Below are 15,522 nucleotides of genomic sequence, written 5' to 3' on the forward strand. Positions count from 1 at the left end.
AGGTTTTAAGTGATTAAAGAGCAAGTTACTAAGTTAATAGAAAATGTTGTAAATCAAATTTCAAGTTTAGCAAGTAGTTCTAATTTTGTTTTACTTTTCCCAAGGCTTGATTTTAAAGGACTTGGGTACATTCCCCAGCTGTTTTTTATTTTTGTAAAACACGATCTAATAGAAGAAAATCTCTCAAGTGTAAGTTCAGATCGTGCGGTAATTGATTTTACGAATACAAAAAGTGAATATGTGAACTTTAACATTACAACAAGGCCTGAGATTATAACAATAAATAAAGGGATTTTGTCATCTATTTATGACAAAACTTTGCTAAGAGTTTTAAAAGAAACCCCTTTTATGAACAGTGCTTTAGAATTTAATAGTAATTTTATAAAAATGCAATTTAGGCAGAGATTTAACTTAGGAGTTTATTATAGTATGTACAGTCCTTCAGTAGGATTTCACAAGGTGGTAAGTATTAACTCATTAAAGCTTAAAGACACAGTTTATCTAGAAGAAATAGAAATTAGTTTGCAAGTAAAAATTTGCAAAACATTTAATATTTTAACTTATAAAGGTTAAAATATTAAATGCAAGCTAAATATTGGGAGAATATTAATGAGACAATTTAAGCTTATTTTAATATTTATTTTGTTTATTGCGCCAGCAATATATGCGGGTGTTGTAAGACCATTTGATTTTAGAAAATGGAATTTTAAAAAAGACATAGATTTGGCTTATGTATTAATGTATGATGCTGATAATGGGATTTTAACCAAATCTCAAGATAAAGCCGGTAGCATTAAAAGTCAAGAAATATTTGCTAAACTTAAGAAGTTAAATGTTTATTCTGATAGTTTGCAGAAAACAATAAAAAATAGACTTGTTAGGAGTAGATTTCAAAAAGAGGTACAATTACCGCTGCTTAAGATCTTTAGAAAATATAAATATTTAACAAAAAAATATAAAAATAAAATTTTGATCGAAAATCCGGAATATACAAAACTTATTGTAGAGAGAAATATTAAAAAAGTTAGTTTTCTGGAAAATTATTTTCAATCTATGCTTAATAAGAATGTAAAATCTAGTGAAAAGATCAAAAAAAGAATAGATTCTAATCATAGTAGTTTGAAGTCTTTTAAGGGTAGTAAAACCAACAACTCTTTTAGATCTAAGTTTTCAAACTCCAAAACGTCAAAAAGACCGTATGTTTTAAAAAAATGTGGCAAAAAACCAATCTTGAGTAAGTATGATCTTAACCAATCAGATGACGAGCTTTCAGACGAGTTAGAGAGTGATAAATCAGATGAGTCAAAGAGTAATGAATCAAATGATTTTAGTGAAGAGGTTCAAGGCGAAGATGAGTTTTTTGATCTTCAAGAACATGAATTTAGCTAAATTTTTTAAATTTAAATATTTTTATTTTTTATAAAGCTTTTCAAGCTAGAATAATTTTTATTTGGAGAATATTAATGAGACGATTAATTTTAATTTCTTTTTTTGTTTTAAGCATTAATGCGTATTATTAATGCTTATTCTTACAATCTTCAAGATGATGAAGAGATTGCGGTTAAGTTATTGTACGAAGAAGCAAAAATTATTGGCAATTCAACAGAAGATCATTCTGTTTCTTCTGTTGAAACTTTAATACTAATCATAAGATCTTGTTCACAGGTGTAGAGGTCGCAGTGATGGTTGTTTATAAATCAAATCTAGAGTAGAAGATTTAGAGTAGAAGATTAAATTTTGCTGGTATTTTGATTTATCAATTTTGTTACTTTTAAAAAGGAGTTTTATTTAAAAAAGATGCTAATATTTCAATACGATTTTAAGATTGAATTTTACAATTCAGTTGATTCTAAAAACAGCATTGGTGGAAGGCTTGCAGGCTTGAGGCCTAGGGTTGTTATTGTTACTCAAAATGGTGCTCCCGATTTGAATATTGTTATTCAAAATACATATTCTGAGAATAATTTAATAATTAGTAAAAAAACCAAACTTCAAATTTTTAATGTGCCTTTAAATTTTTCTGATTTTAAGACTGCAGATATTGTAAAAATTTATTATAAGAAGTTTACTCATCAACAAGATTATCAATTTATTATGGCTGGGTATTTAGCATCACCTGTTGAAAAAATTGGTGGGCTTGAGAATTTTAGCTTTGAGTGTGAATTATATCTTTTGTCCAGAGCCACTTTTTTAGAGAGGAAGTTTGAGTATAAAAATTTTAAAGGTAGTACTGTTGCTGATGCAATAAAATATGTGTTTAAGAATAAAGCAATTTTTTGTATGAATGAACTTGAAAAAACAAGAGTGATTAGCAAGAGTTTTGCTTGCAACTCACCAAAAGGTTTAATAGAATACTTGAGGCGACAAGGATACGTTGATTTTGTTGTTGTTGACATTGGAAATCTCGGGCAAGATGTTGATTCAAAATTTATTTTTACTAATTTTGGGCAATTTATTTCTGGTGAGTACAAAAGGCTTGAAGATTACGGACTTTTGTTTGTACCCCAGCAACAAGATGCTGGAAGTTTTAATACAAGTTTAAGCTTGTATCAAGCTCAAGTGATGTTTACTCACAACATTAAGATTGGAGACAATCTAAGCTTTAAAGACAGACATGGGAATAATATTTACTGTAAGGTTAAAAATACTAGCGCCAGACTAAGTAGCACTAGAGAGTGCGTTTTAAATCTTGAGCTTTATTCTGAGGGTGAAAAAGGGATGTATTATGAACAACAACAATAATAATAATGGTTATGTAAGGTCAGGCAGTTTAAATGTGTCTTCTGTTGGTGTGTTAAAGCAATATCTTTTTGAAAATATTTTTATTTGCAGAATAGGTATTATTAAAAGTTTTGATTGTGAAACTCAAACGGGGGTTGTTGTTATTAAAGAGTATGAAGGGTTAAAGATTAGTGCTAGAAGTATATCTAACTTTAATCTTGATTTAGTAGAAGAAGATGAAGTTGTTTTGCTTCAAAGTAATTTTAATATTTTCCAAGAAAGCGATAATAATCATTTTGACAAAAATTATTATTACATTTTAAGTGTTCTTAATCCTAAAAAGATTGGCATTAAGCTTGATGGGCTTAATGTGAACTTGCAAGAGCTTGATACACAAAGCGAGAATATAAAATTTAAAGCTAAAAAGCTGATTATTGATGTAGATAATATTGAAATTAAAGGCAATTTAAAGATCAATGGAATTAAGTTCGAAAATCATGTGCACAGTTCTGGAACTCTAACGTATGTTAATAGTAGTGGTTTGCCAACAACTGCTAATGGAAAAACGGGTCCTCTTGCTTGAAGTGGCATAAAAAAATCAATACTAATTCATAATTTAGCTTAAGCTTGGTGTGTTGTTAATGAGTTTGTTGATTATTGCTTTCTACTAATAATAAGATCAAGCTTTCTACTTGGTTTGCAAACTCTTTTGTTGCGGCAATTATTTTGCTTATGTGGTTGGTTGTTAATTTAGATTGAACTTTTAGTTGTTCTTTTGTGGTTTTGTATTCATTTTTTACTTTTCTAAATTTTTCAGCTAAAACTTTATACACTTTAGCGACTGATTTGTTGTAAAGCTTTGGGTTTGGATGAAACTTTGATCCCAAGTCCCAGTTTATTTGACTTGAGTTTTCTTTTTCTTGCCATTTGTTAGCAGCATCTATGACTTGCTTTATGGTGTTTGTTCCTAAGGGATCTTTAGTGTCTTCGAAAATAAGCTCACTTTTTTTTAGCTCTTCAAGCAATTTATTTTTTGTATTCCCAGCATCAATATCGTTTTCATTGTTTTCGGTTGAGCTATTTGTTGTGTTTGGAAGGTTTTTCTGATCCTTTGGTAAATTCTCATTCTCAAGAATTCTAGATTTTTCTAAGTTTTTTATTGCATTTAATGCTTTCTCTAGAGATTCTCTAACTTGTTCTGCGTATTCTTTTGATATAAAGTTAGAATTTCTGCTTAAATATTCGTGTTTTTGGAATTGATTTTGTGTGGGGTTTTTTGTAGTATCTTTTAAAGTGTTATTTTCTTCTTTTTGATCGAAAATTTTGTCTTTATTGTTAATATTGATCTCTTCTTCAATTATATTAAGCATTGTTTGCTCGTCGGTGGTGCTTGAAATTTTGAATTCTACTGTAGTTGGATTTAAAGATTTTTGCATATTTGGGTCTAATTCGTGTTCTGCAATTTCATCAGAAGCCCCTATTAACAATAATTTTTCTTGTATTTTTGCAATTTCTTCTTCCGATTTGACCGCATTAATTTCTTCTAGTGTTTCTGGTGGTGGTATTAAGCTTTCAGATTCAGATTTTAAGGAAAATTCTTGTTTTCCAGGTTCAATTTTTTCAATTTCTAAAATAGGAGGAGTATTTTGATTTGTGTTTGTTTTAACTTCTTTTTTAAAGCCTGATTCAATTTGTAAGCTATTTTTAATGACTTCTGAAATACTTTTTAATTTAGATTCATTTAAGGCTTTGTTTTTATCATTTGTGTCCATACTAGTATTGCAGCTAATAATAAGCAGTAGCAATGCAAATACTAAATTTGAAGCTTTTCTAAGCTTGTCTTTCAAAGCCTTACACTCCTTTTAAAACAAGAATATTGAAAAACATTATACTACATTTTATTGGATTTTTATTTTAATTTTAAAATCAAAATTAAAATAAAAAAATCCCCTGTTAAGGGGATTTAAGGGGGTATCATAGATTTTATATTATTTTTAAATTTTTTATTCTTACTGTTTTGTAGAAATTAAATACTTTTTAGTAGTTTACTTTGGTGTATTTGTAATTTGATGTCTAAGTAGTAGTGCTGTTTTAATTATTTTTCTAAAATTCTCAGTACATTTTCTTACTACTCTCTTCTTTTTATATTGACGCGGATTTGCTTTGTACTAAGTGTACATCATACTTTAAATTTTTCAGATTTATTAATAAAGGAGAACATCGGGTATATTCGATGTTCCTTTGAATATATTAAAATGTTGAAATGTAAGCTTGAAATTTTAAATACTAAACTAACAAAATGTTTTAAAATATTTAAACGACTTTAGTAGTTTACTCGATCTCTTCTTCTTCTTCTATTTCTTCGTCATCTAGAGGATCAGCATTTTCTTTTATTGCTGGTTTTGAGTGTAAATTTTGTTTTTTTTCATCTTTTTCTTCTTGGTCTGAGTCTTTTACCATATTATTAAGAATGGAGTCTATTAAAAATCCACGACCAATTGCGCTACAAGACATCATAAATACTAAAAACGAAATAAATATTATTTTTCTAACCATTTAATCATTCCTTTAACCTAAGCAGCTTAAGTATAAGTATATACCATAAAATTATAATTATCAATTAAATAGATATTATTTTAAAGTTGAAATAACTTTAAATATATTCTTTTTGAATTGCTAATTTCAGATTATTTATGTTTGTTAGTATTTCTAAGATTTGAGTGAAATTTTTATTTATTTTAAAGATTTGATTGTGAGGCAATAGATCTAATTCTATGTTGTTTTCGCTAATAGACACTTTATTGTAATCTATTGAATGGTAATCGTCTTTGTTTTTTATTTGAAATCTATAGATAGGATTTAAGTATTGTTCACTTACATTATTTTTAATAATATCTTTAAGACCTAGTAAAACATAATTTTTAGGTTTGTAGAGATCGTTTGGGGGATTGAGCATAATGTTAATGATATTGTTATTATTTTGGGATCTAAGGTTTAAAACAAATAAAAGGTCTTGATTTTGGAAAAAATCCTCAATATTTTGAATCTCTTTAAGTTTTTTGAAAGGTATTTTTTTTAAATTTTTTGAGTCTAATAATTTTTGATTTATTAAGATGCTAAGAGACTCTACTTTCCCTTGTGTAGATAAGATTTTGTCTTCTGCTTCTTGAAATTCATTTTCTCTGTTGATGCTAAAATCAATAGAGAATGTTTGAATTGGATAAGCTTGTTTGTAGTAATTTGCAATTCTTATTGGGTTTTGATTTGATTTTCTTATTTCTAATCTTTGAATTGATACTATGGGGATTATTTTTGCTTTGGGTTTTTGTTCTTGAATTGTTTGCTCTTTTTTTGATCTTGTTGATTTTCTTTCTTTGGCGAAAAACAGCTCGCAAGATAAAATCAGAATTCCTAGTAAGATCAAAATAACCTTTTTGTCCATTTATTTACCTATTCCTTATCCTTTATGTCTTTATTATATACCATTAATGATTATTAGTAGTGTATTTAAGTTTTATTAATTAAAAATCTTTAAAAAAAAGGAGTAGGCATTGATTTTTACAAAAAGAAGTTCTCTAATGCAATAAAAGAACTTCTTTGGAGGTAGTTAAAAGTGTGTTATTTTATATTGCTTTTAATGACTACAGTTTTGGCAACTATTTTAGCTATTTTTAAATATAGCTCACATTTTTAAAAGTTGAATTTTTCAAGTGTTTCTTAAATTTATAAAAAGAGGCTCATAGTGGGGAGCCTCTTTAAAACGTGTGTGGGAAGTGTTTAATAAATTTATTTTTATTTATTAAGATTAATAAATAAATTCTTTTAATTTTGAAGCATTGGTTAATATTTTTAGAGTATTGAAAATGTTTTGGCTTACTTTAATGTAATATTTTTTATTAGAATAAGAAGAATAGAAAAGTTTAAGCTTGCTCAAGCTTTTTTGAAATTTGGTAAAGTTGAGATATTTCCAGCTATGATTGGTTGATACGTAAAATGAGCTTCCAAATTGCAAATCACCAGATTTGTTGTTAGCCAAGATTGCTTTGTTTATGCTTAATAAGCTGTGGTAATGAAACAAGGGCATTAAATTAATTTCCCTTTTTTGTTTATCTTCAAAATTTAAACAACATCTTATGTAGTTATTTTCATAAAAATAATTAAAATCTTTATGGTTTTTTAATTTAAGCAGGTTTTTTAAACCCGCTTTATCCATATTATTTTTGTGAGCCAATATGCTTATTGATTTTAGTTTGCCTTTTGTAGTTGCAATTTTATCGTATTGTCCCAAATACTGTGATTCTGATTTTACTTCAATTTTTGCATTTGAGTCTATATTGTAAGTTCTAATGTAAAATTGTGTACAAAGAATAGCGTTTAAGGGCTTTGTATATTGGTTTTTGTGAATTAGATTATATTTAACTGCATTCATATTTATCTCTTGTAATACTTAGATTGTTTAAATTCTTATTTAAAATACTCAAAGTTGTGTACATATAAATTATTTAATTATTCCTCAGTCCAAATTATTTATATAAATTATCATTTTATATAAATTTTATCAATAGTTTTTATATTATTTTATAATATTTTTTTTTGAAATAAATAATCAATTAATATTGATTATTTTAAAATTATATTTTAATATAGTATAAATTTTAAATAAGGAGAATTAAATAATGACAAAATTAATGTACGCTATATTTTTAAGCACAATATTATTTATTGCTTGCGAAACTACAAGAATTTCAGATGAGATGGAAAATACTAGCGATGACGATTCAAAAGTTACAACCCCAATGCAAGATAAGTCTATGAAATCAACTAAAAAATCTATGAAGTCAATTAAAAAGTAATAATCGTTACTTTTAGATTAATTTAAAATAATACTAGTAATTTTTTAAAAAAACTTTTTTGATAAATTTTATTAAAAAAGTTTTTAGTTTTTTAAACTGAAAACTTTTTTATTTGCTTAAATGTAAAAAAAAAGAGACCCTAAAAGGTCTCTTTTTTCTTTTGGAGAGTAAATCGGAATTACTGAATTGGGGCAAGAATATTAGTAGTTGTATTTACCAAATTTAAAATTATATTGTGAATATCTGCTAATAGAGCTTTTGAATTTTTTAATGTTAAGTTTTCATTTAATTTTAAAAGATCGGTTCGTAATTCGGGATTAGTATTGTATTCTTTAATAATGTCATCTACATCTTTTAGCCATTTTTCTTTAAGTGTTGTAAGTTGATTAAAATCATAGTAGAGTGTTTTTAAATTAGATTTGTTTAGATGTTGTAGCTTGTCTTTTACAGTTAATATTTTTGCGCCGATTTCTTCCATTGCTAATTGAATGCTAAAGCCTCTGTTTATAAGCATTTCTTTAATCAAGCTTAGGTAGTTTAAATCTTGGCTAAGTTTTGATAAAATTTTTCCAAGATTTAAAATTGTGCCTTCATTAAAATTTAAAGATGTGTAAAGCATTCTTCTTTCATCTAAATATACGTTTTCATCAAAATGAACTGTTGAATTTGCATTGAAAAATATTTTGCTAAATATTTCTTTTTTCATTCCAAATTGATCATCAGGTTCGCCCTTGTTAGAATCAATATCTCTTGTTTGAATAATATTCTCAGATCTCTCTAGTATTTTTTGTATCAACTCTTTAGCCTCAGGATCTATTATTTGCTTTGGAGCATTAGCATTAGCTTTGTTAGGTTGTTGTAAAGCTGCTAAGTTTTGTTTGTTTTTAATATTGCCAGCTGCGATTTTTGCTGGATTTTTTAAAACATTAATAGCAGCAAGCAGATTATCTGTTTTTGGTTTGTCATGTTGAGTGTTTTTAGACACTTTTTCAATGTTTGATGAGTTATTTTTAATTGTTTTTGGTTTTACTTTTTTACTTTGGTTTTCTTTATTATTGTCTTTAACGACCTCTTGTGAGCAAGAAAGCAAAATTAGCGCAGTTAATATATGCAATAAAAATATTGCAATTAATTTATTTTTTTTCAAAATGTTATCCTTTAATAAAAATTTTAAGTAATTATTATTAATTAATAATTTTAATTACCCAATTAATAACTTTAATTCAAAATTGTTATTGTACAAAAAAAATCGAAAAAAAGAGAGCTTAAGCTCTCTTTGGGTAGAGGTTTTATTTTTTTTCATAAATTTTTAAATTTTATTACATTTAAATAATGTGTCTAGGTGAATTAGTGCTTGCTCGGATCTTGAGCAAATAGAAATTATTTTATCTTTATATAGTTCTTGGATATGGTCTTTTAGCTTTTCTGTATTGTATTGTAGCTCTAAAGTAGCATTGGAACTTTTAATCAATGTTTCTATTGTATTTAGCCATTCTTTTTTTATTTCGACTAAATCAACAATTACAGCGTAAATTTCTTCTAAAGTATTTTTATTAAAAGTATTTTCTTTTAGCGTATTTATGTTAATTGATAAATCTTCAAGTGCAACTTCAAATCTTTGTTGAATCTGTATGCCCCTTGATATTTTTTTTATTGTATCATGGGCTTTTGGGTTCTTGTAAAGCTTGTTTACAATTTCTGCTAAATTGAAAATGTCAGTAGTGTTGTAGCTTAATGATGAATAAAATTGTCTTCTCATTTTTTGAGATTCTGTTAAGCTTGAATTCATTTTTTCTCTGAGTTTTTCTCCATTTTTAGAGTTTATTTTGTAAACATTGATTAGCTCAAACATGCTATTTTTTAGTCCAAATTGGCTAGGTATTTCTGTTTGAAGCCGGTCTCTTTTTATTATTGGCATTTCTCTTGTCAAAATTTCAGAAAGCTTGTCAATTAGATCTGTTTTGTCTTTTATGGGAATCTTTAGATCTTTTGTTGATCTTTGATCTACTTGTTTTTTTGTGTCTTTTTGAAGATTTAATTCATTGTCTTTTGTTTCTGTAAATTTTGTTTCTGTAAAGTTTGTTTCTGTAAAACTTGCTATTTTTTTTTGATCATCTGAGTAGTTTAGCTTACAAGAGAAAAATGTTATTATCCCGGATGTTATAAATATTGATAATTTTATTTTATTCAAAATTTGATCCTTTAATAAAAATTTTAAGTAAAATTTAATTATTTAAAATTAATACTTAATTATTTAAATTTAGTTCAAATTTGAAATTAAACAACCAAAAAAAGAAGAGATTTTATCCCTTCTTTTTTTTAAAATTGTTGTAAAATAATTTATTTTAGAATTTTAAATAAATTATTTAAATTCTGTTATGCTAATGTATAAGTCAAGAACAGACTGGCGAGCGTTTTGCATTTTATCTAGATACTTAGTTTTAATGTCTTGTGCTAAAGATTTAGAATCTTTTAGGCTTGAATTTGAGCTTGCATTGGAAATAAGAGCTTCAACTTGTTTTGACCATTCTTTTTTTCCAGTTAATATTGTATTTAATTTTGATTCAAGCTCTTTTATCTTGATGTCAAAATTAAAGCTACTAATTTTATCGTTTAAAAACTCTTGGTTAAGGATTTCAATTTTTTTCTCTAGTTCTTCTAGTGCAAGCTCGAAAGAAATTTGTATTCCAAGTCCTGATATTATTAATGATCTGATTAAGCTGTGATTTTGATCCTCTTTGTAAAGTGTTTCCATTATTGATCCAAATTGTGTGGTTTTTAGTTGATCAAAATTCATAATAGCATAGAATTTATTTCTTTCATTTTCTGCTTCTGGTGTGTTAGAGCTAAGCTGTGGCGCATAACTTCGATCAAAAACCGAAATATTTGAAATGACATCTAGCAGAGCAAATGCAGAATCTTTCATTTTAAATTGATCGTAAGTTTCTCTAAATCCGTTGTTGTTTTTTATTTTGTTTTTTTCTTCAGAAATTCTTCCAAGAAGGTTATTTCTTGATGTTTGTGATTTAATGCTAGATGCTTGGACAAAGCTTGACTGAGCTTGTTTTAACAGCATGGAAGAATTGTTACTTTGCAAGTCCATTAAGTTTAAGTTTGTGTGTATATTTGATTCATCTAAACTGTAGGTTGTATGTTTTTGAGGTTTTTTAATTTTTTTGTTAGTAATTTTTGTACCTTTAGACCCAGTTTTAACCTGGGTAGGTGCTGTTTGTTTTGATGGTGTGACTTTTGCTTTTGTTTTTGCATTTTTTATATTTTCTTTGGGTAGATCTGTTGGGGGAGTTGCTTTAAAATGTAAAATTTGCAGTTCATGATCTTTTGTTGATTGCAGTTGGTTTTGTAGCTCTGCTACTTCGGCAGTGTCTGTTTTGTTTTGCTCAGCATTTGAGTTTGTTTTAATTGTTGTTGCTCGATTATCTGTTGCGCTATTGAGAAGTTTTTCTATTTTGTTTTTATTTTCTTTGCTTAGATTAGCATCAATTGTGCAAGAAGATAAAAACAAGGCTACTGTGAACTTTAAATGTATTAATGATTTAATTTTCAAAATATTATCCTTTGATTTCTTTTTAATGAATTTTAATAATTAAAATTAATTAAAATTTAAAATTAATTACTAATTAATAAAAACTTAGTTCAAATTAGAAAATAATCAATAAATATAAAAAAAAGAGCAAAAGACTTTTGCTCTTTTTTTTATTGGACGATTATAAGTTTTCTTGCAATTCTCTTCCAATTTCTATCATTAAATCGTAAATTTCATCTGAGTCCGGTTTTAATGTATTTTCATAGGTTGTTTTTAGGTATGCTTCCAGTTCTTCAATATTGTCTTGAAGATTCTTATTGTCATTGTAAGTGATAATAATTTTGTCTATGTTTTTGATCCATTGTTGTTGCATCCCCAGAATTTTATTGATTTTATTTTTAATATCCTTTAATTTTTCTTTGCTGTTAAAGTCAATAAGATCATCTTTTCTTTTGTTTATGTCAAGAATAGCAATTTCTAGTGGATTTTGAACAAAAATTGATCCTCTGTCGATTATTGACCCAATCAAAGTTACAAGTTCAGGCTTTTTTGCTATTATTGGATAAAAAGCTGTAAGGTAGCTCTTTTGTGTTATGACTTTATAAAAAATTTCTATTAGTCTTTTAATTCTGGTTTTATTGTACTCAAGAGATGAATAAAACTGTCTTCTGTAATCTTTGTAAAGTTCACCGTTTTTTTGAATAAAATTAAAAATGCTTTTTATTTGGGCAAACTCCAATTCTTCTTCTTTTTTGTCGCTTTCTATTTTTTCTACTACGGGTTTGATTATTTTCTCTATTTTCTCGACAAGCTCTTTTTTAAAGCCAATTAAACTACATGAACACAAAAGTAGCGTTGTTGTTGCTAGCTTGGTAAGCGATAATATGTATTTTTTCACAATATTCTCCTTTTATAAAAATGTATTTCAAATTGTTTTGTTCTAAGTAAATACAAAAACAGGAATTGTTTAGTCTTGAGATAATTCAATTTTGATTCCTAGATATTGTTAGATTTGGTAAATTGTAATGGTGAGAATTTAATATTTCTTTTATTTTTTCAATTGCATCTGTTGTGTCATATTTTTCTGGTTTGATTTCGCGTCTAATGTGTTCTGTTAGGTTTTGAGCGTCTTCTTTGATTTTTTCTAAATTTTCGTTGTAGTTAAGAATAATTTCATCTATCTTTTTGATCCAATTTTGTTTTATTTCAAAAAGTTCTTTTATTACAGCTTCAAGAGTTTTTAGGTTTTCTTTGCCCAGATTTTTTAATTCATCCTTGTCATCAGATATTTTTAAAATTATCTCTTCAAGGTTTTTTTGAATGCTAGAATATCCTATTTTGACAACTTCTTCAATTAATTGATGATGTTGTTGCTGTTGTTGTTTGTAAATTTGTGTGAGTATTTTCCCAAAGTTTACAATTCTTGTTGTATTGTAATCCAAAGAAGAGTAAAAAAGTCTTCTTTCATTTTTTTTTGAGTCTGAGTTGAGTTTTGCAAGCTTAAGAGCAGTTGTATCTGCATTAAAGACTGAATGTTTCATTCCAAACTGATCAGAGTCTTCAGTTTTGTCTTTATATTGTTCTACTTTTTCTTTAAATTCTTTTATTTTTGTTGATATTCTTTGGGTTATTGTTCCTTGAAATAAGTTGCAAGAGCACAAAAGAAGCGTTGTAATGACAATATTGGTTAATATTAGATCATTTTTTTTCAAAATATTCTCCTTTTATAAAAATGTGATAATAATATGCAATACAAAATGATTTTTAGTACATATTACAAATGTATATCAAATTATTTAAAGTTTAAATTTAAACTTTAAATAAAATTAAAAGATGTTTTTGTTTTTAGTTTGGATTTAGGTTGAATAAGTAAAAAAAAAGAGAAGTCAAAACCTCTCTTTTAAAAAATCAAGTGCAACTTATTAAATTTTTTTCTGTATTAATAGGTGGAATATAAAGGATTTAATGAAGAATTAAAGTCTTTGAAATTTTCATTCATATGGTTTGCTAGTTTTTCATCATCGGTTTTAATGTTCTGAGAATTTTGATTGTAAGCATCAATAGTTTCGTTTAAGGTTTTTGCGAACCTTTGTTTTAGCTTTAGATCATATTTCATGTTAACTAGTAGTTGTTTGGATTCTTCTTGGCTTAGAGTGAGTAATTTATTTGTTATTTTTTCTAAACGGCTGTCTAGGTTTAATTGAATGCCTAGTGATGTGTCATAAATAAATTCTTTAGCTATATTTTTGTGTTTGTAATTTTTTAGAAGTTTTTCAAGAATTTCTTTTAATGTCTCTATTTTGTTTGTGTCGTAATTTAAAGATGAGTAAATTATTCTTTTTAGTTGTATTCGTTTGTCTCCTGAAATATTGTCATCAGAATCGAGTTTAAAAGTTTCTAGGAAATCAAATTGTGTAGTAGCAATGTTATCTATTTGTGCATATTCTTGTTTTTTTTCAGTTTCTAGGATTTTGCCAATTTTTTCTAATTTTGAGACCCCATTTTCTTGAGATTCTTGATATAAAAACTCGTATTTTTGAGATTCTTGATGTAAGAATCTGAATCTTTGAGATTCTTTATTTAAAAACCTATATTTTTGAGATTCTTGATTTGAGGGGTTCCCGAGATCCCGAGATTGATTTGAATAATTTTTTAGATCTTGAGATTTTTGATTTGAAGGATTCCCGAGATTTTGAGATTCTTGATTTGAAGATCCAGAATCTTGAGATTCTTGATTTGAATTCTTTTTGAGACCTTGAGATTTATTTTTAAAATTCTGAGTGGTTTGTTTTGTATTAGTGTGGCTTTTTATTTTGGGATCGATTTTATTAACATCACATGAGATGCAAATTAAAGCTAACACTATTGCAATGTTAAGCTTAATTATATTTAATTTATTTTTTGTCAAAATATTCTCCTTCTAAATTAGAATTAATATTTATTAATTCTAATACAAAAAAATAATATAACAACATTATTTTGATTGTCAAATAAAAATAAATATTATTTGACAATCAAAAGATTAAATTTCTATTGTGCGTTTTAGGTTTTTGTTTTTTTCTAATAATTAGAAGGCATTGCTGTTTTTAGTTTGGATTTGGGTTGAATAAGTAAAAAAAAGAGAAGAATTAACTTCTCTTTTTGTAAATATCAAGTGCAACGTATTGCTTTTTCTTGGATTAATAAAGGGGTTTAAAGACCAAAAGTCTTTGAAATTTTCATTTATATTGTTTGCTGTTTCTTTTAATGTTGCTATTTTTTCTGTTTTGTAATTTAAAGATGAGTAAATTACTCTTTTGATTTAAATTCTTTAGATCTTGAGATTCATTTTTAAAATTTTGGAGATTTTCTTTTTGATTGATTTGGTTTTTTAGTTTGGTGGGATCGATTTTATTAATATCACATGAGATGTTAATAAAATTCAACATTGTTTTAATAATCTTATTAAGTTTAATTATGTTAAGTTTGGGTTTTGTCAAAATACTCTCCTTATAAATTAAAATTAATATTTATTAGTTCTAATTCAAAATAATATTACAATTATATTGTTTTGAATGTCAAATAAAACCATTATTATTTAGTATTAAAAGATTAAAATTTGATTGTGCGTTTTTAAGATTTTGTTTTAATTTTGCAATATTTTAATCCTTTAATACATACACTACTAATTAGTAGTGTATGTGGTTTACAACAGGTTTTTAGTGTTGTTTGAATGTCTTTTAAAATTTTCATACTTCAGTTGTTATCCATGTATTTCTCTCTTGTATTAGTTTTTCAAAATTTTCTTGAATAGTCTTTTACTTTGTTTGTTCTAAAATTGAACATTAGGCGTCTTTGTTCATTTTTAGTTAAAAGATTAACAGTCTTTTCAAATGATTCTTGGATTTTAAATCCTGTCCAAAGAATTGAGCCAATAAGATCGTAATGGTAGTCATTTGGATTTTTAATTACAATGGGGTTTGATTGTAATTCACCTGTTTTTTTTGTGTTGTTTGATTTAGAATAAAAAGAGCATGAGAAGGGTAAAGTTATTTTAACTAGCTTTACCCTTTTATAAATTGTGTTTCTTTTCAAGAAGTAATCCTTAAAAAAATTTAATCATTATCGTTATTTAACAATCTTGAAATTTTTAATTTCTAATACATATTAAACATATATCAATTTGTTTAATTTTCAATGTTTGTTTTTTTTTTTTAAAAAAATATTGAAAATTAACTGTTTAAAATAACTTTTTTTTAAAAAAAAGCTTAAAATGTTTCGGTTGGTTTTTAAATTTGTTAGCAATGCAATTAATATTTATTTTGATGTTGTGCTTGCTAAGTTGTATTAAGTTTAAAATTTTTGTTATTAAGCCTTGTTTTTGCTGGTGATTGCATTATATTTTTCATGTGTTATTTTATAATA

18 protein-coding genes are annotated in these 15,522 nt (G+C 26.2%); 6 read left to right on the forward strand and 12 right to left on the reverse strand.

The annotated features are described in order from the left end of the window. The first annotated feature begins 9 nt into the window (after positions 1–9). The 5 genes from BLO14_RS04510 (at position 10) to BLO14_RS04530 (ending at position 3,304) form a co-directional block, all read left to right on the forward strand. The gene (locus tag BLO14_RS04510; protein ID WP_091973446.1) at positions 10–573 is read left to right on the forward strand and encodes a DUF792 family protein; all 564 of its coding nucleotides are present in this window, start codon (positions 10–12) and stop codon (positions 571–573) included. Positions 574–609: 36 nt separating this feature from the next. Continuing rightward, the gene (locus BLO14_RS04515; RefSeq protein WP_091973449.1) at positions 610–1,389 is read left to right on the forward strand and encodes a hypothetical protein; all 780 of its coding nucleotides are present in this window, start codon (positions 610–612) and stop codon (positions 1,387–1,389) included. Between the two features lie 117 nt (positions 1,390–1,506). Continuing rightward, positions 1,507–1,671, forward strand: a complete 165-nt coding sequence (locus tag BLO14_RS06095) for a hypothetical protein (protein WP_200780514.1) — start codon at positions 1,507–1,509, stop codon at positions 1,669–1,671. A 126-nt stretch (positions 1,672–1,797) separates the two neighbouring features. Next, positions 1,798–2,742 (forward strand): DUF693 family protein, encoded by a 945-nt coding sequence (locus tag BLO14_RS04525; RefSeq protein WP_091973452.1) that lies wholly within the window; start codon positions 1,798–1,800, stop codon positions 2,740–2,742. Then, positions 2,726–3,304, forward strand: a complete 579-nt coding sequence (locus BLO14_RS04530; RefSeq protein WP_091973455.1) for a DUF777 family protein — start codon at positions 2,726–2,728, stop codon at positions 3,302–3,304. Before BLO14_RS04525 ends, BLO14_RS04530 begins: the two co-directional genes overlap by 17 nt. Before the next feature lie 55 nt (positions 3,305–3,359). On the opposite strand, the gene BLO14_RS04535 is transcribed toward BLO14_RS04530, so the two are convergent. From BLO14_RS04535 to BLO14_RS04550, 4 genes are all read right to left on the reverse strand, one after another. Then, entirely contained in the window at positions 3,360–4,568 is a 1,209-nt protein-coding gene (locus BLO14_RS04535) for a hypothetical protein (RefSeq protein WP_091973458.1), read from the reverse strand. 484 nt (positions 4,569–5,052) lie between these two features. Further along, positions 5,053–5,277: a hypothetical protein gene (locus BLO14_RS04540; protein ID WP_091973461.1), complete on the reverse strand. Its 225-nt coding sequence runs from the start codon at positions 5,275–5,277 to the stop codon at positions 5,053–5,055. A 97-nt stretch (positions 5,278–5,374) separates the two neighbouring features. Next, positions 5,375–6,163 carry a hypothetical protein gene (locus tag BLO14_RS04545; protein WP_091973464.1) on the reverse strand — a complete coding sequence of 263 codons (789 nt, stop codon included), beginning with the start codon at positions 6,161–6,163 and terminating at the stop codon, positions 5,375–5,377. Between the two features lie 363 nt (positions 6,164–6,526). Continuing rightward, the gene (locus tag BLO14_RS04550) at positions 6,527–7,150 is read right to left on the reverse strand and encodes a hypothetical protein (protein WP_091973467.1); all 624 of its coding nucleotides are present in this window, start codon (positions 7,148–7,150) and stop codon (positions 6,527–6,529) included. A gap of 247 nt (positions 7,151–7,397) precedes the next feature. Here BLO14_RS04550 and BLO14_RS04555 point away from each other — a divergent pair, with 247 nt between their 5' ends. Further along, the gene (locus tag BLO14_RS04555; protein ID WP_091973470.1) at positions 7,398–7,574 is read left to right on the forward strand and encodes an Lp6.6 family lipoprotein; all 177 of its coding nucleotides are present in this window, start codon (positions 7,398–7,400) and stop codon (positions 7,572–7,574) included. 178 nt (positions 7,575–7,752) lie between these two features. Here BLO14_RS04555 and BLO14_RS04560 read toward each other — a convergent pair whose 3' ends face one another. The 8 genes from BLO14_RS04560 to BLO14_RS04595 form a co-directional block, all read right to left on the reverse strand. Next, positions 7,753–8,721: a complement regulator-acquiring protein gene (locus BLO14_RS04560; RefSeq protein WP_091973473.1), complete on the reverse strand. Its 969-nt coding sequence runs from the start codon at positions 8,719–8,721 to the stop codon at positions 7,753–7,755. Positions 8,722–8,883: 162 nt separating this feature from the next. Further along, on the reverse strand, positions 8,884–9,765 hold the full coding sequence (locus BLO14_RS04565) for a complement regulator-acquiring protein (protein ID WP_091973475.1): 882 nt from the start codon (positions 9,763–9,765) through the stop codon (positions 8,884–8,886). A 171-nt stretch (positions 9,766–9,936) separates the two neighbouring features. Further along, a complete protein-coding gene (locus BLO14_RS04570) occupies positions 9,937–11,139 on the reverse strand; it encodes a complement regulator-acquiring protein (protein WP_091973478.1) in 1,203 nt (400 codons plus the stop codon). 160 nt (positions 11,140–11,299) lie between these two features. Then, positions 11,300–12,016, reverse strand: a complete 717-nt coding sequence (locus tag BLO14_RS04575) for a complement regulator-acquiring protein (RefSeq protein WP_091973481.1) — start codon at positions 12,014–12,016, stop codon at positions 11,300–11,302. Positions 12,017–12,101: 85 nt separating this feature from the next. Then, positions 12,102–12,830, reverse strand: a complete 729-nt coding sequence (locus BLO14_RS04580) for a complement regulator-acquiring protein (protein ID WP_091973484.1) — start codon at positions 12,828–12,830, stop codon at positions 12,102–12,104. 227 nt (positions 12,831–13,057) lie between these two features. Then, positions 13,058–14,026 (reverse strand): complement regulator-acquiring protein, encoded by a 969-nt coding sequence (locus tag BLO14_RS04585; RefSeq protein WP_091973486.1) that lies wholly within the window; start codon positions 14,024–14,026, stop codon positions 13,058–13,060. Between the two features lie 310 nt (positions 14,027–14,336). After that, positions 14,337–14,597 carry a complement regulator-acquiring protein gene (locus BLO14_RS04590; RefSeq protein ID WP_091973489.1) on the reverse strand — a complete coding sequence of 87 codons (261 nt, stop codon included), beginning with the start codon at positions 14,595–14,597 and terminating at the stop codon, positions 14,337–14,339. Between the two features lie 295 nt (positions 14,598–14,892). Beyond that, entirely contained in the window at positions 14,893–15,192 is a 300-nt protein-coding gene (locus tag BLO14_RS04595; protein ID WP_236736392.1) for a complement regulator-acquiring protein, read from the reverse strand. Between the last annotated feature and the right edge of the window lie 330 nt (positions 15,193–15,522).

It is taken from the genome of Borreliella japonica, assembly GCF_900099615.1.
GTDB classification, from domain to species: Bacteria; Spirochaetota; Spirochaetia; order Borreliales; family Borreliaceae; genus Borreliella; species Borreliella japonica.